Genomic DNA, 25,199 nt, shown 5'->3' on the forward strand with positions numbered 1-25,199 from the left:
GGCCTGTCGCGTTTTTCGCCGGTGTTCCAGCCAGTTCTGTGTATTAGAGCCCTATGTGGCACCAGCCTCATTGATGCGCGTCAAAGACGGCACAAGCTGTAGAACCGAGAACCCGCCCGCCATTCGCTTTTTGACGGAGAACAAGGCGCGCTTCTAGGATGTGTGATGTGCTTGTACGCGGTAGCCGTCGTTCGTGGGTGACGGTGAAGGTCAGCGGAAATCGACAATGACCAGGCACAACCTATTTCACGCTATGCAGACAGCCATTACGAGCAGGCTGCTTCTGATCATCATAGCGCTCATGATTGCCTCGCTTTTCAGCGTGCTGCCGATCAAGGGCTGCCCCACCACAGGCAGGCAGAGAGCAGACACGACAGAGATTTCGGCACTTCCCCACGCTGACCAGTCAAGCGGCGTTTCCGTCAGGCTCCGAGAACGGAGAGGTTAGTCCATTTGTTGATTGAGGGCCTTTGCTGCTCCGCGCAGGATGGCGTCTTCGCTTCTGATCAGCAAAACGGGTATTTGCGACAGCCAGCCCGATCGTCTCCCTTTCGCCTCGAATGCGAGACGGAAGGCACCGTCGTGCAGGAGCTTCTCCATGTTCCGCAGTATCGGGCCCCCACAGATAAACTCCGCCTCGCGCTTCATAACGGAGGGCTATATCGCCTGCAAATCTGCCGAGCCGGGTGGCGAAATAGTTTATCGCCGTTGTCGCGCAGCCATCGTGCCCCTGCAAGCCGGCGCCGACAATGTCAGCGGCCTGAACGGAGCGCGCTGGTTGTCCCGAACTCTCAAGCAGGATCTGGTAAAGGTGTGCTAGTCCCGGGCCCGACAACAGATGCTCGACGGAAACATGGCCCACGTCGCTGCGAACGCGCTCCAGGATGTCAAGTTCCTCGTGCGTTCGGGGTGCAAAGGACATGCTTCCGGCGTGAGTGTGGAAGTGGGTGCAAGAGCCATTGATTTGAGTGAGTACCCCTACGCCGACTGCGTCGCCAATGCTTGCGACAGCCTTCGCCGCGTCGCGACGGCCCTCTGCCCCTCCGAATTGGACGACGTCATGCGGAGCGAGATCGGGCAAGATCAGCGAAAGCGCGTCGATGGAATCGATGATTTGAACGTGGTGCCATTCACCGGCATGTCCTTCGGCGAGCCTGCGTTCCAAATCACTGACGGGCAACAATTCGCTGTTTGCGATTGTGATCCCCAAGGCAGGTGGACAGATTGGTAGAGAGCGCCGGTAAGCGGCCAGCGCCTCGACCACGGATCCAAATACGTTCTTTCCGAACTGCACATAATCTTCGATCGTCAGCCTGTCAGTATGGACGACGGCGAAGCGCATGTGGGTCTCGCCAATGTCGGCCACATCATGTGTGAATTTGTTCACCTCGGCCTCCAACATATTCTGCTGAGAGTATGCGGCAGGCTAACCCCTCGCACTTTGATGGACGTCAAGGTCACCGATGTCGTGAAAGCATAGGGTATCGCTGTTTCGATGCGGAGCCTTGAGCGGGCAGTCTCAACACAGGAGGTGAAAATGGTCGCTTCAATCATCTGGTTCGAGGATGTGACGCGGCGCGATATCGCCAGTGTGGGAGGCAAGAACGCGTCACTCGGCGAGATGATCTCCGGACTTTCCGCGCATGGCATCAAGGTGCCGTGCGGCTTTGCGACGACAGCGGAGGCCTATGGGGACTTTATCGACGCCAATGACTTGCGCGCACCGATTACTGCCTTGCTTGAGAAATGGGAGGCCGGTGGAGCCACGCTCGCTGAGACGGGTGCCGCAGTACGCGAGAGCATTCTCCGGGGTAGCTGGCCCACCGAGATCGAAGCGGAAATAACTGCCGCCTATCGTGCGCTGTCGCGCAAGCTCGACATCGAGGCGGCCTCGGTTGCTGTTCGCTCCAGCGCAACCGCCGAGGATCTCCCGACGGCGAGCTTTGCCGGGCAGCAGGAAAGCTTTCTCAATGTCGTCGGTGAGCGGGCACTGATGACCGCCTGTCGCCGTTGCTATGCCTCGCTCTTTACCGATCGAGCCATAAGCTACCGCAAGGTAAATGGCTTCGATCACATGAAGGTGGCTTTGTCCGTCGGCGTCCAGGAAATGGTCCGTTCCGACCTCGGCAGCGCAGGCGTCATGTTCTCGATCGAAACTGAGACTGGCTTTGATAAGGTCGTTCTGATCAATGCAGCCTTGGGTCTCGGAGAGTATGTCGTCAAAGGAACCGTCGATCCCGACGAATACCGCGTCTTCAAACCGTTGCTTGGCGACACAGCCCTTGTGCCTATTATTCAGAAGAGATGCGGCACGAAGACCAGTAAGCTCACCTATGGCGACAGTTTCGAGCCGACCCGGGGTGTCTCCACTTCCCGAGAAGAACAGACCACGCTCGTCCTCACCGATGAGGAGGTTCTTCAACTCGCCCGCTGGGCGATAGCGATCGAGGAGCATTACGGCTGCCCCATGGATATCGAATGGGCCAAAGACGGCCGCGACGGCCAGCTCCACATCGTGCAGGCTCGGCCCGAAACGGTGCAGGCGAAAGCAGCCTCCGATCAACTTCCAACCTATCGGATCGGCAAGAAGGGGCGCCTCCTGGCAAAGGGCCTTGCGATAGGCAATGCCATCGCGGCGGGTCCCGTGTGCATCATCGAGCATCCCGACGACATCGGCAAGTTCAATGACGGCGCTATTCTGGTGACCAAAACCACCGACCCGGACTGGGTGCCGCTGATGAAGCGCGCCTCGGCAATCGTCACCGATCATGGCGGACGCACCTCCCATGCAGCGATCGTCAGTCGCGAGCTTGGCCTGCCTGCAGTCGTCGGTGCAGAGAGCGCAACGAAGCTTTTGCACACGGGAGCGATCGTCACCGTGTCCTGCGCCGAGGGCGACGAGGGCCGCATCTATGAAGGGCAGGCCGAATTCAAGGCGGAGACGATCAGCCTCACTGACATTCCGGAAACGCGGACGAAGGTCCTGTTGAACCTTGCCGATCCGCAATCCGCATCTCGTTGGTGGAGGCTCCCGACCGGCGGTATCGGGCTTGCACGCATGGAATTTGTGGTCAGCAATGCGATACGGATCCATCCCATGGCCCTCGTGCACTTCGACCGGCTGCGCGATCAATCCGCAAAGCAGAAGATCGCCGCGCTGACATCGGGCTATGCGGAGCGGACCGACTATTTCGTCGAGGAGCTTTCGCGGGGCCTGGCGCGTCTCGCTGCAGTTGCCTATCCCAGGCCGATCATCGTGCGCATGAGCGATTTCAAGACGAATGAATATGCGGGGCTATGCGGCGGCGCCGAGTTTGAGCCGCAAGAAGAGAACCCGATGATCGGTTTCCGCGGCGCATCGCGCTACTATTCGCCCAAATATCGCGACGGCTTCGCGCTTGAGTGCCGGGCGATCAAGCGGCTGCGCGAGGTGATGGGCTTTGGAAACGTCGTCGTGATGATTCCCTTTTGCCGGTCGGTCAAGGAAGCCGAGAAGGTCCTTGAGGTGATGACCGAAAACGGTCTTCAGCGCGGGGTCAACGGATTACAGGTCTATGTCATGTGCGAGATACCGTCCAACGTCATTCTCGCGGCCGATTTCGCGCGGCTTTTCGATGGCTTTTCGATCGGCTCGAATGACCTCACCCAATTGACGCTCGGTGTCGACAGGGATTCGGAGGATCTCGCCACCTTGTTCGACGAGCAGGACGAAGCCGTGAAATGGATGATCTCCAAGGTCATCACGGACGCTCGGCGGGCCGGCGCCAAGATCGGCCTTTGTGGCCAGGCACCAAGCGATCATCCCGACTTCGCAGCATTTCTTGTCGAATGCGGCATCGACTCGATCTCGGTCACGCCCGACAGCTTTGTCGCTGTGAAGCGGACCGTGGCAGCGGCAGAAAAGGGTGGGGGAGCGATATAAGAGCTGGGCAGAGCTACCGCCTCTCCGTTTTGCTTTCGGCGTCCAGTTGTTCGGCGGCGACAAACAACAGCGCCCGCATCTTTTCCTGAAGCTCTTCCCTGGTCACAGCGATTCCGGCGCTCTCCAAATCCCGGAGGACCTTGCGCAGAATGTCGTCGTCGCCGGCTTCGGCCCGTCCGGCTTCAGCGATCTCCCCCGCGTAGGCGGTCGCGTCGCCTTTATCGAGCGCGTGGGCCGCCCATCCGGCAAGCAGGCGGTCTCGGCGTTCGCGAACTCTCAAGGAGCGCTCGAAATCGAGGATGTACTTTTCTTCGAGCGCTTTCTCTGGCTCCGTCAGTTCCATGTCTTTACCTCCTGTCCCTGGGCTCGACCGGGCCTGCAACTATGGTTGCATCGCGGCTTAGGCCATTGCCTCCTTCGGCGTCTCGGGAAGCTCCGTCATCGTGGCTTCGGTCAGCAACAGCACGCTTGCGACCGAGACCGCATTTTCGAGGCCGACGCGGATCACTTTGGTGGGGTCGATGATGCCGGCCGAAACCAGATCGACATAGACCTTCTGGCCGGCGTCATAGCCGAAATTGCCCTGGCTCTCGAGCATCTTGGCAACCACGACGCCGCCGTCGGTTGCGGAGTTTTCCGCGATCTGCCGCGCCGGCGTCTCCAGTGAACGCTTGAGGATCTGAACGCCGGTGCGCTCATCGCCTTCGCAGGCTTGTTCCTCCTCTGCGAGGGCAGCGATGCACCGCAGGAGGGCCAATCCGCCACCCGGCAGGATGCCCTCGGCCACGGCCGCCTTGGTCGCGCTGATGGCGTCATCAAGCGCTTCTTTCTTCGCTTTGAGTTCCGCTTCCGTGGCTGCACCCACCTTGATCACCGCTACGCCGCCGGAAAGCTTCGCCAGTCGCTCCTGGAGCTTTTCACGGTCATAGTCGCTAGTGGTGGTCGAGATTTCCTTGCGGATCTGCTCCGCCCGGCTGCTGATGGCCTTCTTGTCTCCCGCTCCACCGATGATGGTGGTCGTATCTTTCGTAATGACGATCCGCTCGGCGCGGCCAAGTTGTTCGGGTGTAACCGTTTCGAGCTTTATGCCCAGCTCCTCGGAAATAAGCTGCCCACCCGTGAGTATGGCAATGTCCTGCAAGAGGGCTTTACGGCGGTCTCCGAACCCGGGCGCCTTGACGGCGCAGTTGTGTAGTGTTCCGCGCATCTGGTTGACAATCAAGGTCGCGAGGGCCTCGGTTTCCACATCTTCGGCAATGATTAGCAGCGGTGTCCCGGCCTTGGCGATGGCCTCCAGGAGTCCCACGCAATCCTTGAGAGAGGTGATCTTGCGGTCGAACAGGAGGATCGCGGCGCTCTCGAGAACGACCTCCATTCGTTCGGCATCGGTGACGAAATAGGGAGAAAGATAACCGCGATCGAATTGCATGCCCTCCACAACCTCGAGGACCGTCTCGGTCGTTTTCGATTCCTCGACGCTGATGACTCCGTCGTCGCCGACCTTTTCCATCGCGTCTCCGACCAACGTGCCGATCTGTGCGTCGTTGTGGGCCGAAATCGTCGCCACCTGTTCTTTTTCACGCTTCTCGGAGACGGGCCGTGAGTTTTTCTTGAGCTCGGCGACCGCTCGTTTGACGCCGCGGTCGAGCCCGTGCTTGATGTCGATCGCGCTTGCGCCGGCAACGACATTGCGCAGGCCATCGGCGAAAATGGCGTGGGCAAGAATGGTCGATGTGGTGGTCCCGTCGCCGACGATTTCGCCTGTCTTCTCCGCTGCCTGGCGCAGCATGCGCGCGCCGAGATTTTCTTCGGGATCTTTGAGGTCGAATTCCTTGGCGATCGTCACCCCGTCATTGCAGACGATCGGAGGCCCCCATTTCCTTTCGATCAGAACGGCTTTCGATCGCGGCCCGAGTGTGACCCGAATGGCATCTGCCAATTGCGAAGCGCCCTTCAAGATCTTTTCTCGGGCAGCCGAATGGAAAAGGACCTGCTTGTGAGCCATAGCTTCATCCTCCGTTCTTTGCTTTTGTAGCACAGGGCGGAAGGGACGCTTTGACGCGCATCAAACGACATCTGCAGGGCCGCTCAAGCGTCAGGCGATCATCTTTGATGCCGGTCAAGGCGAGGCGGTCGATCGATGGTTAAGTTCTCCAAAGAGAGGCTAAACCGAGGTCGCGGCCATGATTTACAACACGATACTGGTACACTTGGACATAGGCGATGGTGCAGCATCGCAGTTAAATTTTGCGCGCGACCTCGCCGCACGCTTTGAGGCAAACCTCATCGGCTTTGCCGCCGGCGACATACGCCCGATTGCGGCGCCTCCGCCCGGGGTGATCGTCGATGCCGAGTTCATGCGGCTTGAGGCGAGGGAGATCGAACGCCGCCTGGAAGCGCTCAGAAGCGATCTCGATGCCAGCGGCGAGATGGGAGGGGCCGATTCGCTGCGCACTACCGTCGGCGATCCGACAAGAGGGCTGGCAACCGCCGCGAGAGCAGCGGACCTTGTGATCGCGGGGTCGGGTGGCGACGCGGGTGGACGCGACGCCCACACCGCCATAGACCTGGGCGCGTTGATACATGCGGCGGGCCGTCCGGTCCTCATACCGCGAGATGATCTCGCACCTCTCAAGGCGAGAAGCGTCATCGTTGCCTGGAAGGATGGCCGTGAGGCAAGACGGGCGGTCGCAGACGCGATGCCCTTCCTTGTCCATGCGCGCGAAGTCCTGGTGGCGACCGTCGCGGAGCACGAACCGGATCGGGCGATGGCCAGTGCCACCGACGTTGTCCGCTATCTGATCAATCATGGTGCAAAAGCCCGCGCCGAGATCGTGGACCATCGCGAAGGCGAGGCTGGGGAGGCGCTCGTTGGCATCACCAAGCAGATGGGAGCGGATCTGATCGTCTCGGGTGGCTATGGGCATGGCCGCCTCCGCGAATGGCTGCTTGGCGGCGTCACCCGATCGCTGCTGCGCGAAGGATCCCTTCACCGCCTGATGTCGGCCTGATGATGCCTCGCGATTGCCGCTCACCGGGACTGACCACTGGAAAGCGGAATGTTGAGATGCGCCCGGATTTCAGGGTGGCACTCGCGCAGAAGGTGCGATTCCTCTCCAATCCGGCTTCCTACCCGCAGCCACCAAGCAGTATCGAGGCCAAGGAGACCCATATGTCCTGGGTCTTCATCGCGGATGATTGGGTGCTCAAGCTCAAGAAGCCGGTCTTGCGATCCCACCTCGATTTCAGCACGATCGAGGCGCGGAAATTCTTCTGCGAGGAGGAGCTTCGCCTCAACCGCCGGCTGGCACGCGAGACCTATCGCGCCGTCAAGGCGCTCTATTGTGACGACGGGGGAAATTTGACCTTCGAGAAATCCGCACACGTCGTCGATTGGCTCGTCGAGATGCGGCGATTGCCGGCGGACGACTTCCTGGATGCCCGCATCGCTGCGAACCGGGTAAGCACGGCGGAGATGGCCGCGATACCCGATCGGCTTGCCCGTTTCTATATCGGCTGACCGCCGGAGATTGCCGATGGCTCAGCATATATCCGGCACCTTCTTGAGGAACACGAAATCAACCGCGAGCTGCTGGTGCGCTCCGAATTCGAGCTCTCGGCATCGGGCGTGGCCGCCTTGCTCGACGGTGTCGGTGTCGGTCTGGGCAAGATGCGTGGTGTCATCGAATCCCGCATCGCACGTGGAAAGATCGTCGAGGGCCACGGCGACCTGCGGCCGGAGCATGTCTGCCTCGTCACCCCGCCGCAGATCATCGATTGTCTCGAATTCAACCGCTCGATGCGGATCATCGATCCCTACGACGAAATCGGTTACCTCGGGCTCGAATGCGAGGTGCTCGGGGCCGGTTGGATCCGGCCGCTGCTTCTGACTGCTCTGGAAAAAGCGCTTGGCGATCGTCCGGACGACCGCTTGCTTGCGCTTTATAGCGGCTTTCGCGGCTTGCTGCGGGCAAGGCTGTGCCTGGTTCATCTCCTTGGAGCATCCGGTTCGGGAACCGAAGAAATGGCGTCCTTTGGCGCTTGCCTATCTGACACAAGCCCGGCGGCATCTGTCAGTCATCGTCGGCTAGAAGCTCTGTTATCGAGCCACCGAAGGCGAGCCGGCGAATGGCCTCGGCGACAAGCGGCGCACTCGGGACGACGTCGACGCACGATCGCAAGCGATGTTCAGGCAACCGGAATGGCGCAATGGAATCCGTTACGATCGTCCCGTCGACGGCGGGATGGGCGAGAATTGCTTCGGCGCCCTTGCTGAAAAGGCCGTGCGTCGCCATCGCATAGACCGCCTTGGCGCCGCGCTGCCGGCAGGCTTCCGCTGCTCTCAGCATGGTGCCGCCGGTGCTGATCATGTCGTCGACAATGAAGACCGTCGCGTCTTTAACCTCTCCCGCAAAGAGCTCGCCCGAAACAACGCCGCGGCTGCGGCGCTTTTCCATGAATCCGAACCCTGCAGGCTCGCCAGACAGTCGTTCATAGGCCTCCTTCAGAAGCTGGGCTCGCTTGATACCGCCGCCATCCGGGGAGAGAATCGTAGCGGGCCTGCCTGCAGTTTTTCGGGCAATCAAGTCGGCGAGTAGCTCCTTTGCACTCAGATGAATCGTACGGCAGCGGAAGGCGTTCTGGAAAGCGGCAATGTTATGCACGTCAAGCGTCATCACCTGATCGGTGCCTGCTGCTTCGAAGAGCTGCGTCGATCGCCACCTCCAAGGCTGAACAACTCACGTCGCTACAAAGTGCCGCGAGGGGGCACGTGCGGCCCGTCGATCAGCATCAAGAACGAGTGCAGTTGCCCTTTAGGATGCTCCCATGCGCATCTTTGCACTGAATGCATCACGGGATTTTGGCGGAAAGCTTGCTTTCGCTCTCGGTGTGCCGATCGACGAACACGAGGAACGCGATTTCGAGGACGGTGAGCACAAGGCCAGACCGCTTGTCAGCGTGCGTGGCGAGGATGTCTACGTCCTGCAGCAACTGCATGGAAGTGCTCGGGAGTCTGTCAACGACAAGCTTTGCAAATTGCTGTTTTTCCGCCACGTAGCGCGTGGTCACCGGGTCCCGCGCCTTCGTCTGCCGGTCCTTGCGCGCATAGGCGAGGTAAGGAACGACAGCCGTCACGCGTGAAGCGCCTCCTTCCCGACAGCAAGCGATGATTGCTCGTGCCTTTGTAAGCGCTTCCTCCTGAGTATCTGCCAAGACGTGGTCAGGGTCAGTTGGGAGGGAGCGCGGGCCGGGTATTATGTGCACTCGCCATGCCGAAGCATAGTGACTGGCCTCCAAACCGTAGCCGCGATAGTCGATATGGTGACTCGCAATCAACTGTGACATGTGAAAAACCCCATCTGTCTGTCAAATGTCGTATTACCTGGATTAGCCTGCATTGACGCAAATCAAGGATGTGGGTGAGGTCCAGCTGTGCGTTGCGGCCTTCACGATCGCGCCAGCAGAATGTTACGGGTCTTCGCACGGAGCACACTAGACGCGGACCAGACTGAGGTGAGCACGACCTGACGCAAGCAAGCCGAACGGTTCTAGCGGCGCGGGGAGTATGGCGGCCTTGCCGCTCCCCTTATTGACCGACGTCAATCTACGCGGTCGACAAGTGAGCTATGTTTTAGGCGCCATAATTCATGGGGAGCCTCAGATGAAAGCCGCGGACATCATGGCCCGGAAGGTCATCGCCATAAGTCCCGAGCATAGCGTAAAGCATGCCGCGTGCGTAATGCTGGAAAACCACATAAGCGGCCTGCCAGTCCTTGACGACAATGGGAGTCTTGTCGGTATTCTGACCGAGGGAGATCTGTTGCGGCGCGCAGAATTGGGACCAGCCGCGTGGTGGGGTACGGGCAGCACGCACGAAGAGGCGCCGGAGATTTTCATCAAGGGAAACAGCTGGCGTATTGGTGATGTCATGACGCCAGGTGTCGTGACGGTGGGTGAAGACACTCCGGTTGACCGTATTGCTGCAGCTATGAAGACGCACGACATCAAACGTGTCCCTGTTGTACGCGCCGGCCAGATGGTGGGCATCGTCAGCCGCGGCGATATTTTGCAGGTGATCGCTGCGGCCGTGCCTGACATAACGGCTGCGGGCGACGAGGCCACGCGACGCGCTGTCCTGGCGAGGCTTTGTTCCGACGTCGGGCTCGACAAGGCGGCTATCGACGTGACAATCGAGGATGGCACAGTTTCCCTATGGGGGGAGGTCGCCAGTGAGGTCCAGCCCGAGGCGGCTCGCGTTGCCGCAGAAGCCGTGAGCGGCGTTGGGAGCGTCAAGAACAAGCTGCGTGTCGGAGCAGGCGCGACCTTATCAGAACGATCTTGAAGCACCCTGGTGGAGTGAACCATGCCTATCCTTGCAGTGGCTCTCAACCCCACCATCGACGTATGGAGTCAGGCTGAGCGGGTGCGTCCGACCGTCAAGACCCGTACGCACAGCGAGCGGCAAAGACCGGGCGGCGGCGGCGTCAATGTCGCACGCGTCATCGCCGAGCTCGGCGGCGAGCCGGAGCTCCTCGTCCTTGCGGGCGGAGCGACTGGAGCCATGCTTAGAGAGGCCCTTGCGACATCAGCCATTCGAACTCACGCCGTACAGATAGCAGGGCTGACGCGAATTTCCTTTATGGTTCGGGAAGAGGAAACGGGGCTCGAATATCGCTTCGTTCCCGAAGGGCCGGAAGTCGCGCCGGGCGACATCGCGAAGGCCCTTGCGATCTTTGAAAGCTTCAGGGGCGACTTCGTCGTTGCCAGCGGAAGTCTGCCGCGCAACGCTCCCGAAGACATCTATGCTGAAATTGGCCGCATAGCCGCGAAAACCGGCGCCAGGTTCATTCTCGACTGCCCGGGCGCGACATTGCGCAGCACCTTGGGCAAGGCACCGGTTTTCCTCGTCAAACCGAGCATTGAAGAGTTGGAAACACTGGCCGGCCGGCGTCTGGACGAGAATGGGGTCGCGCAAGCCGCATCGGCTTTGGTGAAGGAAACTGCAGCAGAGTTCGTTGCAGTCACTATGGGCCGCGAGGGTGCCCTCTTGGCTGGAGCCTTCGGCGTTTTACGCGTCCCGTCTAAGCACGTCGTCGCCAAGTCCACCGTAGGTGCCGGCGACAGCTTCATCGGCGCTCTCACATGGTTGCTGGCGGAAGGCAGGCCAATTGAGGAGGCGTTCCAGTTTGGTGTCGCCGCGGGAGCAGCCGCCGTCATCGCATCCGGAACCGAGCTGTGCCGGCGCGAGGACGTCTTTGAGATTTACAAGGGGACCGAACCGCCTCCACGCGTGCCGTCGACCTCCATGGAAAGCTCGGTTCATGAATGAATTCCTGTCCAGAGCGCGGCGGCTGTTTGTGACGACGATTGCGGTGGGATTCTGTGCGTTTGGAACGGCCGGCGTTCGGGCGCAAGATCTCAAGATTCGGATTGGCCATTTCCCGAACGTGACACATGCGCAGGCGCTGGTTGCCAGAAACCTCGAACGGCAGGGCCGGAATTGGTACGCCGATCGGCTCGGTCCGAAGATCAAGGTCGAATGGTACGCCTATAATGCCGGTCCGAGTGCCATGGAAGCGATCTTCGCTGAGAGCATTGACCTTACCTATGTCGGACCGAATCCGGCGATTAATGCCTATGCCCGTTCGGGAGGACGAGAGATTCGCATCGTCGCCGGCTCGGTCAACGGTGGTTCTGCGCTCGTCGTGCAGCCGTATGAAAGCCTTGCGGCCGCCGCGGATTTCCGCGGTAAGCGGATCGCAACTCCCCAATTCGGAAATACTCAGGACGTGGCAGCACGCGCCTGGCTCTCAGCAGGAGGCTTGCGGATAACGCAGGCAGGCGGAGACGCCCAGGTTGTTCCGACTGCCAATCCGGAGCAGCTGTCACTCTTCAAAACAGGACAGCTCGATGCCGTCTGGACTGTCGAACCCTGGGTTTCGCGGCTCGAAATGGAGGCGGGTGGAAAGATCCTCGTCGAAGAAAAGGAAGCGGTCACCACAGTGCTCGTTGCGCGTGCAGCCTTTCTTTCGGAACACCGCGATCTCGTTCGACGCTTTGTTGACGGCCATCGCGACCTTAGTGATTGGATCAAGCGTCACCCGTCCGACGCGCAGCGGATGATCCTGGACGAACTCAAGGCGTCGTTTCGGGTCAGCATGTCGCCGGAGCTCATTGCGCGCGCATGGGCGCGCATGGCGGTTACCAGCGAGATTTCACCCTCCGCATTGCAGACCTTCGTCACCAAGGCTCAGCAGGTCGGCTTCCTGCGGGAGATGCCGGAGCTTTCGAGACTGATCGAGGTGCCCTGATGCTTGATCAAGTCACCAACCAGTCGACATCGGCTCCGGTTGCCACGGCAACGAGCAAGCTCGTCGTCGAACAAGTGTCGAAATGGTTTCGCACACCACATGCGACCGTGCACGCGCTCGACAATGTTTCGATGCAGGTTGCGGCAGGCGAAGTTGTCTGTGTCGTTGGCCCGAGCGGCTGCGGGAAGTCGACCCTCCTCGACATCATAGCGGGGTTGACCGAGCCCGATGCCGGTCATGTGCTTGCCGACGGTCAGCCGGTGACCGGCCCGGGTCGGCAGCGTCTGGTCGTGTTCCAGGAGCCGTCGCTATTTCCCTGGCTCAACGTTTTCGGCAACGTCATGTTCGGCCTGAGGCTTTGTCCCGAGCTTAGCAACGGCGAGCGGCGCGAGATCGCGCACCGATATCTCGCCTTGGTCGGCCTCGAAAAATTTGAAGGCGCGCATGTGCATGAGCTATCGGGTGGGATGAAGCAGCGGGTAGCCTTGGCGCGCGCGCTGGCCCCCGATCCGCAGGTGCTGCTGATGGACGAACCCTTCGGCGCACTCGACGCGATGACCCGAGAGCACCTCTATGACGATATCCAGCGCATCTGGAGCGACAGCCGCAAGACGATCGTGTTCGTCACCCACAATATGCGTGAGGCGGCCTGCTTGGGAGATCGCGTGCTACTGATGTCGAAGGCGCCGGGGCGGATCGTTCAGCATTTCGAGATTCCGCTGCCCGCGAAACATCTACGATGCGGAACTCATCGGCCACGCCGGACGCGTTGCTGATGCGCTTCGCGGCACTATCGGAGGCGGGGTGACAGAATGAAGCGTTTCGCGATCGTGTCGAGCTTCCTCGTTATGCTGCTGGTCGGCTGGGAGTTGGCGTCTGAGAGCGGACGCTGGTCACCGGTACTCTTTCCCTCTGTCTTGAGCGTCGCGCGATATCTCTGGGGTGCCATGATGGATGGCACACTTTTTGAAGCGATCAGGGTTACCATGCAGCGGCTTCTGGTTGCCAATGGCTTGCGCGCGATAATTCGCCGACCTCCCGTCATAACGGGCTCCAGAAGCCGTCGTCCGCCAAGTCCTCATAGCTGCGGCCAATGGTGTCTCCAACCGCGGCGCCGCTACGCATGTGACGAAAGGTCTGCTTGCGCCCGGGGAGCGTGACCTTGTTCGCAGAAAGCTTCATGCGGCCAATGCCGGCGTATTTCGTCAACTTGTAGGCGATATCGAGGGCGGCCGCGTCCGGGCGACACCATCATATCCGTGCCGACGCCAAACGCGTCGATCGGCGCGCCAGCTCGCAGGAGGCTTTCGATACTCCATTCATCGAGGCCGCCGCTGGCGAAGATCTGCATGTGTTGCAGCCCGCCCTCGTCCAGGAGTTGTCTTGATTGTCGGCCGTTCGAGCAGGTCGCCGGAATCCAGTCTTATGGCTCGCTGACGGTGGTGTCGTAGGTGTCAACGAGCAACGCCGTCTGAGGAAAGAGCTCGGCCAAACACCGAAACGACTCCATCTCGTTTGGAAAAGCCTGAACGAAGTTGTGGGCGACCGTTCCAGCGACCGGAATGCCGTAGCGCCGGCCTGCCTCCACATTCGATGTCGCCGACACTCCCGCAAGATAGGCGGCCTTGACGATCCGTGCCGCTTTCGACGCGATCACGGTTTGAAAACCGATCTGAATGAGGATGAGTGTTTCGAGCAACTGTCCCTCTGCGATCGGCGCGATGACCTCCAAGATCGGCTCGTTGGCAAATACGGGGGTGCCCTCAGCTACCGCGAAAATCTCGCCGCTGAAGCGAAAGGACCTTAGCCAATCCAGGAACTCCGTCCTAAATCTGCCAAGCGAAGCGAGATGGGCGATATCATCCTCGCGGAAGTGCAACTCCTCGATGTCATCCAGGAGCTCGTCGACTCCGCAGGCGATAAGGAAATTTCTCTCCGGCGGAAGCTTTCGCACGAACAGGCTGAAGACGGCGATGTCGTCCATGCTGAGCGAATGATAGGCATCCAGCATCGTCAGTTCATAGAGATCGGTGAAGAGCGCGGTTGCGGTCATGATCTCAAGCTCGTCCTGGCGTCGCTGTCAGTTGTTCTCCGCAAAGCTGCTGTGGCCTCGTGCCGTTTCCAACTCGCCGGGGGGGGCGTCGCGAGATGTTCAGCGTACCACCAGCACGGAGCAATGTGCATGCTGTATGATCTTTTGCGACGCGCTTCCGACCAGCATACCCCTCAACCGCCCGAGCCCGCGGCTTCCAACGACGATCAAGTCCGCACCGATTTCCTCAGCGACCTTAAGAATCGTTTCAGCGTAGGCGCCGGGCTCGACGCGCGTCTCCACGCTACCGACGCCGATGCTTCGGGCAACATCGGCAGCGTCCTCGGCAATCCGGTCACCCAAGACCGAAACCATTTCTCCGATGTCGCCTTGCGAGGCACGGAACAACTCGCCCATCGAGTTGGGAACACGTTCCAACTGTGGCAGGGTCACGGCCGATACACGGCGGACGAGGTGCTCCGGCTCAGCGAGGCGGCTCGCCTCCTCAGCCCTCAGCCCATGCAGGATGATTGAAGGATCGTAAGCCTTGCTCCGAGTGCTGTGGCTATGTTCGCCGCCATCGTCACGGCTTCTCGGGCTTTGTCGGATCCATCGGTTGCGACAAGAATGCGCTTGGTCATCGCACTTCCTCCATTCGGCAAAGTATCAGGCAACTCCGGCCGAAGGCATTGACTCGCGTCAAAGGCCACGGCGGCTTCCGTCACTTTGAGCCGAGCTCTCCGAGTTTGACACGGGTCAAGGCGGCGGGCGGTGAGACATGAAAGGCTCGTTCGCAGCAAACGAACCGGAAGCCGGCCTATGAATACGAAATGGGTTTTCACTCTCGGCTATTTGCTCGCCGCACTCCTGTTGATCGGAATCTTTGAATTCTGGCTGGGCTATCGCGACGTCGCGCAGCTCAGTTATTCGGACGCTTTGCAGGCGGCGCAGGACGGCAGGCTCGCGTCCGTCGTCGTGACAGAGTCCTTGATCGAAGGAGAGTTCAAGCAGCCGCAGGACGGAAAGAAGTACTTCGTCGCGCATCGTGTCGATCCCTCGCTGGCCGAGGTCTTTGAGAAGGCAGGTGCAAAGGTGTCAGGCGGGACCGACAGGAATTGGGCGATGACGCTCCTTTCCTGGATCTTCCCGTTGCTGGTCTTCCTGGGACTTTGGTTCGTGCTCTTTCAGGGCGTCGCCGAGCGCGGCGGCCTCGTCAATATCGCAAAGTCAAAGGCGAAGGTCTATCTCGAGCGCCAAACGGGTGTGACCTTTGACGATGTGGCTGGCGTGGACGAGGCGAAGGCTGAGTTGCAGGAGGTGGTCGCCTTTCTGAAAGACCAGGCGAAATACAGTCGCCTCGGCGCGCATATTCCCAAAGGGATCCTCCTCGTCGGGCCGCCCGGTACGGGCAAGACGCTGATGGCGCGCGCGGTTGCAGGCGAGGCCGGCGTGCCTTTCTTCTCGATTTCCGGCTCGGAATTCGTCGAACTCTTCGTTGGCGTCGGCGCCGCCCGCGTCCGGGATCTTTTCGATCAGGCGCGACAGGCCGCTCCCTGCATCATCTTCATCGACGAACTCGACGCGCTCGGCCGCGCCCGCAGCCCCTTCGCCGGCTATGGCGGCGGCGACGAGAAGGAGCAGACGCTCAATCAATTGCTGGCCGAACTTGACGGCTTCGATCCGCGCGTCGGCATCGTCCTCCTGGCTGCCACCAATCGTCCGGAGATCCTTGATCCAGCCCTTCTGCGCGCAGGCCGCTTCGACCGCCAGGTCGTCATTGACCGCCCGGATCGAAACGGCAGGGCAGCAATCCTCAAGGTCCACATGGCAAATGTCGCGATCGCGGAGGGGGTGCATGCGGAGGAGATCGCAGACATGACGCCGGGATTCACCGGCGCCGATCTTGCCAACCTGGTGAACGAAGCCGCGATCGTCGCAACGCGCCGTGGTGCCGAGCGGGTGGCGATCGAGGACTTCAACAACGCGGTCGAGCGCATCGTCGCCGGTTCGGAACGCAAGAGCCGCCTGCTGAAGCCCGACGAACGCGAACGGGTAGCCTATCACGAAATGGGTCACGCGTTGGTCGCCTCGAAACTCTCGAAGACCGATCCGGTGCAGAAGGTGTCGATCATTCCCCGCTCAATCGGGGCGCTTGGCTACACGTTGCAGCGCCCCACCGATGATCGCTTCCTCATCACGTCGAGTGAACTCAAGGAACGCATGACAGCACTGCTCGCCGGTCGGGCGGCTGAAGAGCTTATTTATGGTGAAGTCTCGACCGGTGCGGCGGACGATCTTGCCAAGGCCACCGATGTGGCGCGGCAAAGCGTCGTACGCTTCGGCATGAGCCCGCAGGTTGGCCAAGCTGTCCTCGAAGAGCAAAGGCTGCAATGGCTCGGCGATGGTCCAGCTGCGCCACGGCAGAAGGATTATTCGGAAACGACCGCGCGCGAAATCGATCTTGCGGTGCGCATGATGATCGACGACGCCTACCAAGGCGCCAAGGCGATACTGCAGGGGTGCATGCGCGAGCTCAAGGCAGGAGCAGAACTGCTGCTCGAGCGCGAGACGATCACTCCACAGGACTTTCCCCCGTTACTCCGGGTGAGCGACAGGACGGCCACGGGCGGCGAAACTGTGCCTCGCGCCCGGACGGCTGGATCGAAAGCCGGCGAGCGAATGCTCGATCCCCGTTGACGCACATCAATGCGGCGCGGCGGCATTCGTTGCATCCTGACCCTTGTCGCTCCGAAAATCGCAGGGGCATATGATCCGAGCCATTGTTTGGACCGGCCCGATGACAGCACACCCATCCTGGGGCAAAGGAGGAACTCATGCCAAGCGGACATCCGAGCTTCGACCATACGACTCAGGAAGGCAATATGTGGCTGAAGGCAGTGGCTGAACGCCTGCATTTCGAAGGACGGCGACACGCTTACAGCGCGCTCAGGGCTACGCTTCACGCGTTGCGCGACAGGCTGGCCCCAGGGGATGCAGTCCATTTCGGCGCGCAGTTCCCGATGGTCATTCGTGGGCTCTATTTCGAAGGCTGGCGGCTGGCGGGAAAGCCGACAGACGAGCACTCCATTGACGAATTTTGAGAGCACGTAGCCCGGGAGCTTCCTCCTAAGTTCGGGATGGATGCCAAAACCGTCGCGACGGGCGTTTTCGACGTGATCTTCAAGGAACTTGACCCCGGCGCGGTTGCAAAGGTGATCGATCAATTGCCAGTACCCGTGAGGAGCCTGTGGCCGCAAGTCGCACGTCGCGATTAGGGTGCGATTTTCAGGCAGCATGTCGCACTGGCTCAATCGGGTAATTGGCGCCGCATTTTTTCACCTGCTGCCAGCATTATCTACCGGCGGAGCGGAACAATGTTGACAGTCTTAAACCTTTCCAAGGTGCAGTTCATCGCCCTGCTTGCCAAAGCCGCTCGCATGGAGCGTGACGCGTTGCTTGGCAACGTCCCCGAGGAGGATTTTGCTGAGCCAAAGCCGTCGCGCGGCGACCATAACGTATTGGCGAGCCTTGGCATGGAGGATATTCCCGTTGCTACGTCGCAACGCGATTTAAAACCGCGATCAATCGGCTTCCGGGGGCGGCGCTCTACGAGCTCTACGCGCTGATGCGCGTCGGGCAGGGGAGCCTCTCGGCGAAGACCTTCGAGCACGGCCTGTCGGAAGCTGAATCGCTCGACATCGCCGAATTGGTCGCAATGATCGTGGAAAATCCGGATCTACATGATCAGCTCGTCAAGGCCCTCTAGGAATGCCTCGAAAGCTGAGGATTTGAGGTCCGACGAGCCGGAGCCGTGGGACGCGGCCGCTGAAGCGGGAGGAAGCCATGGAACACTCGGAGTTTGGTTCAGCAAAAGTGCCCCGGGGTTTGCGATTAGACCCTGCGGCAAACAAACGAATCCAAACCGCCGACAAGCGCTAACGCGCTTCGCTGCGCAAGGCGGCAAGGGCGCGCCGGACCAAGGTTCGTATTCGGTGTCGATGACGTCATCAACGAGATCGAGGTCGGATCGACGCTCAGATTTGAGCCGCACCAATGATGCCTTCGAGGCCTGCTACCGTTTTGAAGATCTCTCATAGGGGAGGTGGCAACTGCTGCGGAGTTGCGAGCTACGCAGCACCCCCCCCCGCTTAAATTGGAGGATGTCGGAGATGGAACCCCATGTCGTCGACATTGACCCGAAGCAGATCGTGCCGGCTGCCGGCGGCTGGGTCTTGACTGTGACCGTCGAGGATGAAATCGGGCTTCGGCCGGCCAGGGGAGGCATGCTCGAGATCGATTTGGCGTCATTTTACGATCAGTTCGTTCGTACCGGGCGAGGGACCGCCAGCGTGGCCGCCGAGGTTGACGGGCCGGAAGGGGAGGTGCGGCTCTCGCGCCTGCTCGATGCCGTCAAACGTCGCCACCGCGGTTCTGGAAAAGAGTACACCCTGTCCATTGCCCCGTAAATTGCGCACGATCCCAGAGTCTGTCGGCATCACATTGAAGCATGCCTCGCATTACTGATAATTCGCGGGCGTCACCAATGAACGGCGGCTTCGTCCCACCTAGCGGACGCGCAGGGGCCTTCTCCCGGACGTCTGTTCACCACCCGCTACCGCCGTCGAGAGCAGCGCAGCTAAAGGTCGTCTTTGGCGCCAATTTCAGCCCTTGGCATCGGGCGGCCATGTATCCGGTTTCGTGTTGCACCTCCTAGCAGCGGACGGTCGGCAGTCGTGAAGGGTTTCGGGCGCCGGCAGGCGTACGAAAGTCACCGAGGAAGGAACCCGCGGGCGGCAGGCGATGCGATAGCTATGGGAATTTCGGACTTCCGCCTGTTTCGTCGATGGCGCGACCGTCGTCAGGAAGCGCCGTCGCTGAGGATCTTCTCGTTCGTTCTGTTCATGCACTGGATCGTTGCCGGGGTTGACCGTGGCCGTTTCCATTGGAGCGACAACGTGCCCGATTGGCTTCGGGGCGTTTGCCTGTTCACGGTCGCGGCCGGCTACGCCCTTGCACTATGGGCTATGCGTGTGAACCGATTTTTCTCCTCAGTCATTCGCATCCAGGCCGACCGCGGCCAGCACGTCGTCAGCACGGGACCTTATGCCTTCATCCGCCACCCTGGCTACACCGCTGGATTTCTGATCATAGCGGCAAGCGGACCCGCGCTCGGATCGTGGCTTGCGGCTGCGCTTGTTGTGCTCTTTAGCCTGCCGTTTCTGCTCTACCGCACCATCACGGAGGACCGAATTCTTCGCGCGGAGCTTGCGGGCTACTCGGATTACGCCACGCGGGTCCGATGGCGGCTTCTGCCGGGTATTTGGTGAGACCAAGCCTCCTTAGGAAGCGGAAGCGTGCTTCGAAGGTCGTCGCGGCCTGCCAATGCAGCTAATTTAGCCGTGGTCGCTTAGGCTCTCGTTTTGGTTCGGATTTCTGAATTGGGGCTTTTGAGACCTTGGTCTAAAGCTCAAAAATGGCGGGAAGTTGCCGTTCGTGGCCAATTCCGAAAGCGATGGCTCTTGGCAGTTGATGACAGATTAATAGGTCCTGCCCCCTAGCCAAGGGAGAACTTATATCATTCGCCGAGAGCACCCGGAATCTCCGGTCTTGACCCTTGCACGACGCCGTCCACGGTGCCGGCCGAGAGGTCACAGGCAACCTGACCCTGATCGAGCTGGGCTGGCTGTGGCTGCGCCACCAACCCTGCACTCGACACTGACGCGCTGGGTTTAAGGAGCGCATCGCCCGCAATGGCGGCCGGTTCAACAAGGCGATGATCGTCGCGCTCGCCCGAAAGCTGCTAGTCGCACTCTCGAAGTAAGTGACCGCCGGCGTCGTCATCGAGGGCGCGGACATGGAAAATGTCTGGCCCCTATAATCGTCAGTCACGAGTTGCAAACCTCCCCTTGGAAGATCGTGATCGTCCATTCTACCGCCACCGTCATCCTTGAGTAAAGCGACGGTCATGGACCAATTGGGACCTAACAGTACGTGCTCAACTCCGGAAAGTTACCGGGCTCCTGCTGCGGCTCGACATTCCGGCTTATATGCCAACGCCCGGCTCGCCGGCATGTCTTCCGTCCGGACCATAATCTCTAAATCGGCGCTCCGCGAAGACGCCGATCATTGCCAGGCCGTGTAGGATCACTTGCAGGCCGAGAGCGACCTGAGTGACGCCAAGAACAACGGCAAATACCTGAAGCGCCGTTCCAACAAATCTCAGGATGGTTTCGGCAAACAGCATCGCCGTCCAGTCCACTGCCAGGATGAGCAGCACAATGCCGCCCACCGTCAACTCGGCGTCGTATCGATTCCCGGCCAGCGTTGCGAACACGATCACCGCTGCAATCCCATAGGGCGTGACTATCGTCGGGAACGCCAGCGGCGTGAAGGCCAGTTTGAGATCGGGCAGTTGGCTGACCGGTTTCGGGGGATTTGCGGTGCCTGCAGATTGCTGCAGCACTGTTTGCAGAGCCACAAGAAACAGAATCACGCCGCCGGTCAGGGCGAGCACCGGCAATGAGATCTCGAAATTCTCGAGCATGCTGCGTCCGAGCAACCCGGCAAGAGCAAGCGCGGCTGCGGAAAACAGCATCGCTCGTCTCGCCAAAGTACGACGAAAGACTGGATCGGAATCCTGCGTCATGCCCACGAACGGAACCAGAATCTTGATCGGGCCAAGCATCAGGAACAGCATGAGAAAAATTTTGCGTGCACCAAATTCCGGTCCCTCGGGCACCGTTTTAGATGGCACTTGCGCGAATGCAGGCATCGCGAGGAGCACCGAGAGCGCCGCCATCAGGCAAAGTGACGTCAGGCGGTATCGGCCGAACCGTCGCGGCACGAAAACTTTGGATCACCGTTGCAGTCGCAGGTGGCAATCGCCATTGCTTTCACCAGAATCCATGCATCCACTGTCCGGGTAGACGGACGCCGTCACAAGCGGAACAGCCAGTAGAGAGCACTCGGTCGTGATCGCTAGCCAATCGCGATACGAACGTCGTGCGTCAGCCCGTCGTCACTGAGTGGTATGATCGCGTCAGTAAAGACGGTTCCGTCCAGCGTAACGGAGCGCACTCCCCGGCCGGCTTTCTCTGAGTTATCGAAACGGATGCGGTATGTCGCCGATCCATGCTTGTAGCTCAACTCGTAACCTGACCAACTTGCCGGAACACAGGGCTCAAACCGGAGGGTCTGGCCTTGTCGGCGCAGTCCAAGGATGGCTTCCAGCGCCACTCGATACAACCAGGCGGCTGATCCGGTGTACCAGGTCCAGCCACCACGTCCGGTGTGCGGTGGTGCGCCGTAAACGTCGGCGCTGACGACATAGGGCTCGACCATATAGTGCTCGGCTTCATGCTTTGTCGAAGCGTGATTGATCGGATTGATCAGGCTCCAAAGCTCCAGGGCGCGATCGCCGTCTCCTTGCAGTGCCGACGCGAGCACGAGCCACGCGGCCGCATGGGTGTACTGTCCGCCATTTTCTCGTATGCCGGGAACATAGCCCTTGATGTAGCCCGGCTGCAGGGACCCCCTGTCGAACGGCGGGTCGAACAACTGGATCAGCTTGTCTTGTCGGCGCACGAGCCTTTGATAGGCGGCGCTCATCGCCTTCGACGCACGCTCCTCGTCGGCCGAGCCAGAGATGACGGCCCAAGCCTGCGGAATGGCATCGATCTGGCACTCGTCGTTGGCGGATGAACCGAGAGGCGTGCCGTCGTCAAAATAGGCGCGGCGATACCAGGCGCCATCCCAAGCGTGTGCTTCCAGCGCGGCGCGCAGTTCCTCGGCCCGTTCGCGGCACCATCGGGCACGGCCTTCGTCGCCGTGCGAAGACGCGGTCGTCGCGAATGACTTCAGTACCGTTAGGAAGAACCAGCCGTTCCAGACGCTTTCGCCTATGCCGCCGGCACCGACCTTGTTCATGCCATCGTTCCAGTCGCCTGTTCCCATGAGCGGCAAGCCGTGTAGGCCGAGCCGGAACCCGTGCTCCAATGCCCGGACACAGTGCTCGTAGACGGTACCGGCCTCTTCGCTGAGTACAGGAACGCCGAAATCCTCTTCCTGATCCTCCTTCAATACTGGTGATGCGATGAAGGGCACCCGCTCCTCCAGCAGGTGGGCATCGCCAGTAATCGAAACATAGTGGTGAACCACGAAAGGCAGAAAATACAGGTCATCGGTCATGCGCGTGCGCACCCCGACGCCGGACGGAGGATGCCACCAGTGTTGAACGTCACCCTCCGTGAATTGGCGGCCGGCTGCCCGCAGAATCTGCGAACGAGTCTCATTCGGCGCACTGTGGACCAACGCCATCACATCCTGGAGCTGATCCCTGAAGCCGAACGCGCCTCCGGACTGATAGAACGCAGAGCGCGCCCAGACGCGACAAGCGAGCACCTGGTACAACAGCCAACGATTCATCATCACGTTTAAGCCGACGTCCGGCGTTGAAACCTGAACTGCATTCAGAATGTCGTCCCAATCACGGGATATTGCGGCGAAGCTTTCACGAGCACGGCCGGCTTCGGCATGCTCGTGAACAAGCCTACGCACCTCCTCGAGCCCACCAGCCTGCCCAAGGACAAAGATAACCTCCTGGCTCTCGCCGGGTGCCAATGAAATACTTACCATCAGGGCACCGCAGGGATCTTGCAGAGGACCGAAAGTCTCCGCCAGGCTGGTCCGCTCCAAGGCCGCCGGCCGAAAAACAGAACCGTATTTGCCCAGAAACGCCGTGCGATCGGACGTGGCTGAACTCGCAGCGGGACTGGCGGCCACAAATGCCAGTCTTCCAGCGAAGTCGTTGGCCCACGGGTTCCACGCCACGATGGCTCCCGAAGGGGCATCGCGTTCGCAAACGAGCTGCATCGCAGCGTCTTCACGGTGTGTCCCCAGAACCCACTCGACGAAATAGGTCGCCGACAGATGGCGGCTCTTGGAGTCATTGTTGGTCAATCCGAGACGAACGATCTTGATCTCATCGTTCGGCGGAACATGCACGGTTAACGTCTGATGGAGCTTTCGACTGTCGCTTTCATAACGGCTGTAGCCCTGGCCATGCCGAACGGTCACGAACGCTCGCTCTCCGAGTGGCAAGGGCGTCGGAGACCAGAACCCTCCGGTCTCTTCGTCCCGCAGGTAAACGACCTCGCCAGGCGTGTCTGAAACCGGGTCGTTCGACCAAGGCGTCAGCCGGTTCATCTGGCTGTTGCCGGCCCAGGAATAGCCAAGCCCGGCTTCGGTCGCCAGGCAGCCAAAACTCGGGCTTGCGATGACGTTGCTCCACGGAGCCGGGGGCAGTGCCGGCGGTTGCAAATTGACCCCGTCCACCGCAACGACGTATTCGCGCCCGTCAGGGGTGAAGCCTCCGAATCCGTTATAAAACAGCAGATCCTTCACCGGGGCGGACGCAGGTTCCTTGAGTACATCGCTTGATCGAGGCGCCCTCGCCTGGGAAGAAAGCGATGCAACCGGGTCTTGCCGATCAAACTGCTTGGCAAGTGAGCCCGATCTGCTCAACAAGACGACGCGCGCGGCGGCGGTGATCGTTTCCACTTGATCGTCCGAGACGGTAGCTGCCGACAAGACAAAGATTCCTCCTGCCTTGCCCAGCATCTCGGCTTCCGAGCCGGCTTGCAGTTTCTTGATCAAGCGCTTGGCGCTTGTGGGGCCCCGCTCATCGAACAAGACAAGGTCGAATTGCAGACCTCGGCGGCGGCTGAAGTCGTGCGCCATCGTGATCTCACGAACAAGTGCCTTGGCGCCGTCGCTATCGATGCGAACCAACACGATCGGAAGATCGCCGGAAATTCCGTGAGCCCATAGAGCCGCTCGGTCCAATCGGTTTTTGTTGAATGGACCCGCCTGCCGCATGGTCGGATTGGCAAACACGATACAGCCGGCGAGCCGGTTGAATAGGGCCACCTCGTCGGCAGTCAGCTTCAAGTCCCGATGTTCGGTTTGATGTTTCCCCAGCGCGGCGGCGAATGCCTCATCGACCGCGTCGATGCTCGCGTATTGCTTGGCGATTGCCCGGACTGCCAATTCGTCGTCGGCGGCTCCCGTCACGAAAGCCACGCGCGCCGTAGCGCCAGGCTCCAGATGGACCGTCCGTCGCAGACAGAAGACCGGATCGAGAACGGGGCCCGTCGTTCTGGAAAGTGTTGTGCCCGCGTCAAATGCTGCGGGATTTGACGGCGTGCGGCCGCGTCCAAGGAATCTCAATCGATCGGTCTCATACTCGAGTACGTCGCCGACCTGTTCGCTAGACGACGAAACATGAACTGCCCAGACTGGTCTTTCTTCTGCATGACGCGGCCTGCGACGCGCAAACAGCGCGCCCGTCACATGATCGTAGTCTGTCTCCACGAAGAGCTTGGCAAACGCCGGGTGCGCCCGGTCCGCGCGGCGATCGTTCAGGCAGACCTCGGAATAGCTGGTGAATTCGAGGCTTCGTTCCGTCTTGCCATGGTTCACGACCGTAAGCACCCGCACCTCCGCGTCGGCATTCGGCGGGACGCAGACTTTCCCGAAAATATCAATATCTTCGGCGCGACAGCGGAACTCGGCCCTGTCGCCATGGAAAGCGTGCTCGTAGATGTTCGAAGGTCGGAAGACTGGTTGCTTCCCGATGGACCACAGCGTGTTGTCTGCCAGGTCTCGAACGTAGCAAAACTGCCCCCAGCAATCTCGCGTCAGGTCCTCACGCCACCGAGTAACGTCAAGGTCCCGCCACCTGCCGCAACCGGCGCCTGCTGCAGTGACCATAAGGCTGTAGCGACCGTTGGAGAGCAATGCGATCGCATGCCCGGAGTCCATCACCTCGGGAGCGCTACTGTGTCTCGCCTTAGACACGTCCTGGCCGTCGACCGATTTTGCCATCAACGTTTTCCTACCTTAACGACAAGTCGGATCGCCGAGTCAGCCTGCG

General features: G+C 60.4%; 24 protein-coding genes and 3 pseudogenes. 15 read left to right on the forward strand and 12 right to left on the reverse strand.

Going from position 1 to position 25,199, the window contains the following annotated elements:
* Window positions 1–406 precede the first annotated feature (406 nt).
* Window positions 407–1,399, reverse strand: coding sequence for a glucokinase (locus tag ILFOPFJJ_RS28365; protein ID WP_246299856.1), 993 nt, complete (start codon window positions 1,397–1,399; stop codon window positions 407–409).
* A 138-nt stretch (window positions 1,400–1,537) separates the two neighbouring features.
* Between ILFOPFJJ_RS28365 and ppsA the strand changes: the two genes are divergently transcribed.
* Entirely contained in the window at window positions 1,538–3,922 is a 2,385-nt protein-coding gene (gene ppsA / locus ILFOPFJJ_RS28370; RefSeq protein WP_173513888.1) for a phosphoenolpyruvate synthase, read from the forward strand.
* 13 nt (window positions 3,923–3,935) lie between these two features.
* Here ppsA and ILFOPFJJ_RS28375 read toward each other — a convergent pair whose 3' ends face one another.
* A complete protein-coding gene (locus tag ILFOPFJJ_RS28375; RefSeq protein ID WP_173513889.1) occupies window positions 3,936–4,265 on the reverse strand; it encodes an ATPase inhibitor subunit zeta in 330 nt (109 codons plus the stop codon).
* Between the two features lie 57 nt (window positions 4,266–4,322).
* On the reverse strand, window positions 4,323–5,927 hold the full coding sequence (groL, locus tag ILFOPFJJ_RS28380) for a chaperonin GroEL (protein ID WP_173513890.1): 1,605 nt from the start codon (window positions 5,925–5,927) through the stop codon (window positions 4,323–4,325).
* 178 nt (window positions 5,928–6,105) lie between these two features.
* On the opposite strand from groL, the gene ILFOPFJJ_RS28385 reads away from it, so the two are divergent.
* Together ILFOPFJJ_RS28385 and ILFOPFJJ_RS35280 are read left to right on the forward strand one after the other, a co-directional pair.
* Window positions 6,106–6,933, forward strand: a complete 828-nt coding sequence (locus tag ILFOPFJJ_RS28385; RefSeq protein ID WP_173513891.1) for a universal stress protein — start codon at window positions 6,106–6,108, stop codon at window positions 6,931–6,933.
* A gap of 56 nt (window positions 6,934–6,989) precedes the next feature.
* Complete coding sequence (locus tag ILFOPFJJ_RS35280) at window positions 6,990–7,442, forward strand: hypothetical protein (protein ID WP_246299857.1); 453 nt, start codon at window positions 6,990–6,992, stop codon at window positions 7,440–7,442.
* A 21-nt stretch (window positions 7,443–7,463) separates the two neighbouring features.
* Here ILFOPFJJ_RS35280 and ILFOPFJJ_RS35285 read toward each other — a convergent pair whose 3' ends face one another.
* Complete coding sequence (locus ILFOPFJJ_RS35285) at window positions 7,464–7,913, reverse strand: hypothetical protein (protein WP_246299858.1); 450 nt, start codon at window positions 7,911–7,913, stop codon at window positions 7,464–7,466.
* 82 nt (window positions 7,914–7,995) lie between these two features.
* A pseudogene (gene prs / locus ILFOPFJJ_RS28395) lies at window positions 7,996–8,619 on the reverse strand (ribose-phosphate diphosphokinase); the annotation flags it as partial.
* Between the two features lie 130 nt (window positions 8,620–8,749).
* Here prs and ILFOPFJJ_RS28400 point away from each other — a divergent pair.
* Window positions 8,750–9,064: a ribose-phosphate pyrophosphokinase-like domain-containing protein gene (locus ILFOPFJJ_RS28400; RefSeq protein WP_246299860.1), complete on the forward strand. Its 315-nt coding sequence runs from the start codon at window positions 8,750–8,752 to the stop codon at window positions 9,062–9,064.
* On the opposite strand, the pseudogene ILFOPFJJ_RS35290 reads toward ILFOPFJJ_RS28400, so the two are convergent.
* Window positions 9,029–9,268 (reverse strand): annotated as a pseudogene (locus ILFOPFJJ_RS35290) (hypothetical protein); the annotation flags it as partial. The gene ILFOPFJJ_RS28400 and the pseudogene ILFOPFJJ_RS35290 overlap by 36 nt on opposite strands.
* Window positions 9,269–9,584: 316 nt before the next feature.
* Between ILFOPFJJ_RS35290 and ILFOPFJJ_RS28410 the strand changes: the two are divergent.
* The 4 genes from ILFOPFJJ_RS28410 to ILFOPFJJ_RS28425 are packed head-to-tail and all read left to right on the forward strand — an operon-like array spanning window position 9,585 to window position 13,010.
* Entirely contained in the window at window positions 9,585–10,265 is a 681-nt protein-coding gene (locus ILFOPFJJ_RS28410) for a CBS domain-containing protein (protein WP_173513892.1), read from the forward strand.
* Window positions 10,266–10,286: 21 nt separating this feature from the next.
* Window positions 10,287–11,252, forward strand: coding sequence for a 1-phosphofructokinase family hexose kinase (locus tag ILFOPFJJ_RS28415; RefSeq protein WP_173513893.1), 966 nt, complete (start codon window positions 10,287–10,289; stop codon window positions 11,250–11,252).
* Window positions 11,245–12,234 (forward strand): ABC transporter substrate-binding protein, encoded by a 990-nt coding sequence (locus ILFOPFJJ_RS28420; RefSeq protein WP_173513894.1) that lies wholly within the window; start codon window positions 11,245–11,247, stop codon window positions 12,232–12,234. Before ILFOPFJJ_RS28415 ends, ILFOPFJJ_RS28420 begins: the two co-directional genes overlap by 8 nt.
* Window positions 12,234–13,010, forward strand: coding sequence for an ABC transporter ATP-binding protein (locus ILFOPFJJ_RS28425; RefSeq protein ID WP_246299861.1), 777 nt, complete (start codon window positions 12,234–12,236; stop codon window positions 13,008–13,010). Before ILFOPFJJ_RS28420 ends, ILFOPFJJ_RS28425 begins: the two co-directional genes overlap by 1 nt.
* Window positions 13,011–13,275: 265 nt before the next feature.
* Here the strand turns inward: ILFOPFJJ_RS28425 and ILFOPFJJ_RS35295 are convergent, their stop codons facing one another.
* The 4 genes from ILFOPFJJ_RS35295 to ILFOPFJJ_RS35310 all read right to left on the reverse strand — a co-directional run bounded on the left by ILFOPFJJ_RS35295 (window position 13,276) and on the right by ILFOPFJJ_RS35310 (window position 14,907).
* Window positions 13,276–13,416 (reverse strand): hypothetical protein, encoded by a 141-nt coding sequence (locus ILFOPFJJ_RS35295; RefSeq protein WP_246299862.1) that lies wholly within the window; start codon window positions 13,414–13,416, stop codon window positions 13,276–13,278.
* A 241-nt stretch (window positions 13,417–13,657) separates the two neighbouring features.
* Entirely contained in the window at window positions 13,658–14,287 is a 630-nt protein-coding gene (locus ILFOPFJJ_RS35300; protein WP_246299863.1) for a beta/alpha barrel domain-containing protein, read from the reverse strand.
* Between the two features lie 99 nt (window positions 14,288–14,386).
* Entirely contained in the window at window positions 14,387–14,641 is a 255-nt protein-coding gene (locus ILFOPFJJ_RS35305; RefSeq protein WP_246299864.1) for a universal stress protein, read from the reverse strand.
* Window positions 14,642–14,778: 137 nt separating this feature from the next.
* A complete protein-coding gene (locus ILFOPFJJ_RS35310) occupies window positions 14,779–14,907 on the reverse strand; it encodes a universal stress protein (RefSeq protein WP_246299865.1) in 129 nt (42 codons plus the stop codon).
* A gap of 178 nt (window positions 14,908–15,085) precedes the next feature.
* Between ILFOPFJJ_RS35310 and ftsH the strand changes: the two genes are divergently transcribed.
* The 7 genes and pseudogenes from ftsH to ILFOPFJJ_RS35330 all read left to right on the forward strand — a co-directional run.
* The gene (gene ftsH, locus ILFOPFJJ_RS28440) at window positions 15,086–16,963 is read left to right on the forward strand and encodes an ATP-dependent zinc metalloprotease FtsH (protein WP_246299867.1); all 1,878 of its coding nucleotides are present in this window, start codon (window positions 15,086–15,088) and stop codon (window positions 16,961–16,963) included.
* A 137-nt stretch (window positions 16,964–17,100) separates the two neighbouring features.
* On the forward strand, window positions 17,101–17,367 hold the full coding sequence (locus ILFOPFJJ_RS35315) for a DUF2267 domain-containing protein (RefSeq protein WP_246299868.1): 267 nt from the start codon (window positions 17,101–17,103) through the stop codon (window positions 17,365–17,367).
* Between the two features lie 273 nt (window positions 17,368–17,640).
* Entirely contained in the window at window positions 17,641–17,892 is a 252-nt protein-coding gene (locus ILFOPFJJ_RS35320; RefSeq protein ID WP_246299869.1) for a hypothetical protein, read from the forward strand.
* Window positions 17,892–18,032, forward strand: coding sequence for a hypothetical protein (locus ILFOPFJJ_RS35325; protein WP_246299870.1), 141 nt, complete (start codon window positions 17,892–17,894; stop codon window positions 18,030–18,032). Before ILFOPFJJ_RS35320 ends, ILFOPFJJ_RS35325 begins: the two co-directional genes overlap by 1 nt.
* A gap of 403 nt (window positions 18,033–18,435) precedes the next feature.
* Window positions 18,436–18,732: a hypothetical protein gene (locus ILFOPFJJ_RS28455; RefSeq protein WP_246299871.1), complete on the forward strand. Its 297-nt coding sequence runs from the start codon at window positions 18,436–18,438 to the stop codon at window positions 18,730–18,732.
* A gap of 345 nt (window positions 18,733–19,077) precedes the next feature.
* A complete protein-coding gene (locus ILFOPFJJ_RS28460) occupies window positions 19,078–19,593 on the forward strand; it encodes a methyltransferase family protein (protein ID WP_173513895.1) in 516 nt (171 codons plus the stop codon).
* A gap of 335 nt (window positions 19,594–19,928) precedes the next feature.
* A pseudogene (locus tag ILFOPFJJ_RS35330) lies at window positions 19,929–20,087 on the forward strand (IS110 family transposase); the annotation flags it as partial.
* Window positions 20,088–20,309: 222 nt separating this feature from the next.
* Here the strand turns inward: ILFOPFJJ_RS35330 and ILFOPFJJ_RS28465 are convergent.
* Together ILFOPFJJ_RS28465 and ILFOPFJJ_RS28470 are read right to left on the reverse strand one after the other, a co-directional pair.
* The gene (locus ILFOPFJJ_RS28465) at window positions 20,310–21,065 is read right to left on the reverse strand and encodes a MarC family protein (protein WP_173513896.1); all 756 of its coding nucleotides are present in this window, start codon (window positions 21,063–21,065) and stop codon (window positions 20,310–20,312) included.
* Window positions 21,066–21,244: 179 nt separating this feature from the next.
* Window positions 21,245–25,150, reverse strand: a complete 3,906-nt coding sequence (locus tag ILFOPFJJ_RS28470) for a GH36-type glycosyl hydrolase domain-containing protein (protein WP_173513897.1) — start codon at window positions 25,148–25,150, stop codon at window positions 21,245–21,247.
* Between the last annotated feature and the right edge of the window lie 49 nt (window positions 25,151–25,199).

This window comes from Sinorhizobium psoraleae, from assembly GCF_013283645.1.
Classification (GTDB): domain Bacteria; phylum Pseudomonadota; class Alphaproteobacteria; order Rhizobiales; family Rhizobiaceae; genus Sinorhizobium; species Sinorhizobium psoraleae.

Excerpts from the sequence above, each read along its gene's own strand:
- ILFOPFJJ_RS28470 (WP_173513897.1), bottom strand. The coding sequence starts at position 25,150 with ATGGCAAAATCGGTCGACGGCCAGGACGTGTCTAAGGCGAGACACAGT.
- ILFOPFJJ_RS28385 (WP_173513891.1), top strand. The coding sequence starts at position 6,106 with ATGATTTACAACACGATACTGGTACACTTGGACATAGGCGATGGTGCA.
- ILFOPFJJ_RS35295 (WP_246299862.1), bottom strand. The coding sequence starts at position 13,416 with ATGAAGCTTTCTGCGAACAAGGTCACGCTCCCCGGGCGCAAGCAGACC.
- ILFOPFJJ_RS35315 (WP_246299868.1), top strand. The coding sequence starts at position 17,101 with ATGCCAAGCGGACATCCGAGCTTCGACCATACGACTCAGGAAGGCAAT.
- ILFOPFJJ_RS35320 (WP_246299869.1), top strand. The coding sequence starts at position 17,641 with ATGTTGACAGTCTTAAACCTTTCCAAGGTGCAGTTCATCGCCCTGCTT.
- ftsH (WP_246299867.1), top strand. The coding sequence starts at position 15,086 with ATGAATACGAAATGGGTTTTCACTCTCGGCTATTTGCTCGCCGCACTC.
- ILFOPFJJ_RS28410 (WP_173513892.1), top strand. The coding sequence starts at position 9,585 with ATGAAAGCCGCGGACATCATGGCCCGGAAGGTCATCGCCATAAGTCCC.
- ILFOPFJJ_RS35310 (WP_246299865.1), bottom strand. The coding sequence starts at position 14,907 with ATGACCAAGCGCATTCTTGTCGCAACCGATGGATCCGACAAAGCCCGA.
- groL (WP_173513890.1), bottom strand. The coding sequence starts at position 5,927 with ATGGCTCACAAGCAGGTCCTTTTCCATTCGGCTGCCCGAGAAAAGATC.
- ILFOPFJJ_RS28420 (WP_173513894.1), top strand. The coding sequence starts at position 11,245 with ATGAATGAATTCCTGTCCAGAGCGCGGCGGCTGTTTGTGACGACGATT.
- ILFOPFJJ_RS35285 (WP_246299858.1), bottom strand. The coding sequence starts at position 7,913 with ATGAACCAGGCACAGCCTTGCCCGCAGCAAGCCGCGAAAGCCGCTATA.
- ILFOPFJJ_RS28460 (WP_173513895.1), top strand. The coding sequence starts at position 19,078 with ATGGGAATTTCGGACTTCCGCCTGTTTCGTCGATGGCGCGACCGTCGT.
- ILFOPFJJ_RS35280 (WP_246299857.1), top strand. The coding sequence starts at position 6,990 with ATGCGCCCGGATTTCAGGGTGGCACTCGCGCAGAAGGTGCGATTCCTC.
- ILFOPFJJ_RS35305 (WP_246299864.1), bottom strand. The coding sequence starts at position 14,641 with ATGGTTTCGGTCTTGGGTGACCGGATTGCCGAGGACGCTGCCGATGTT.
- ILFOPFJJ_RS28465 (WP_173513896.1), bottom strand. The coding sequence starts at position 21,065 with ATGGCGGCGCTCTCGGTGCTCCTCGCGATGCCTGCATTCGCGCAAGTG.
- ILFOPFJJ_RS35300 (WP_246299863.1), bottom strand. The coding sequence starts at position 14,287 with ATGACCGCAACCGCGCTCTTCACCGATCTCTATGAACTGACGATGCTG.
- ILFOPFJJ_RS28425 (WP_246299861.1), top strand. The coding sequence starts at position 12,234 with ATGCTTGATCAAGTCACCAACCAGTCGACATCGGCTCCGGTTGCCACG.
- ppsA (WP_173513888.1), top strand. The coding sequence starts at position 1,538 with ATGGTCGCTTCAATCATCTGGTTCGAGGATGTGACGCGGCGCGATATC.
- ILFOPFJJ_RS28400 (WP_246299860.1), top strand. The coding sequence starts at position 8,750 with ATGCGCATCTTTGCACTGAATGCATCACGGGATTTTGGCGGAAAGCTT.
- ILFOPFJJ_RS28415 (WP_173513893.1), top strand. The coding sequence starts at position 10,287 with ATGCCTATCCTTGCAGTGGCTCTCAACCCCACCATCGACGTATGGAGT.
- ILFOPFJJ_RS28375 (WP_173513889.1), bottom strand. The coding sequence starts at position 4,265 with ATGGAACTGACGGAGCCAGAGAAAGCGCTCGAAGAAAAGTACATCCTC.
- ILFOPFJJ_RS35325 (WP_246299870.1), top strand. The coding sequence starts at position 17,892 with ATGCGCGTCGGGCAGGGGAGCCTCTCGGCGAAGACCTTCGAGCACGGC.
- ILFOPFJJ_RS28455 (WP_246299871.1), top strand. The coding sequence starts at position 18,436 with ATGGAACCCCATGTCGTCGACATTGACCCGAAGCAGATCGTGCCGGCT.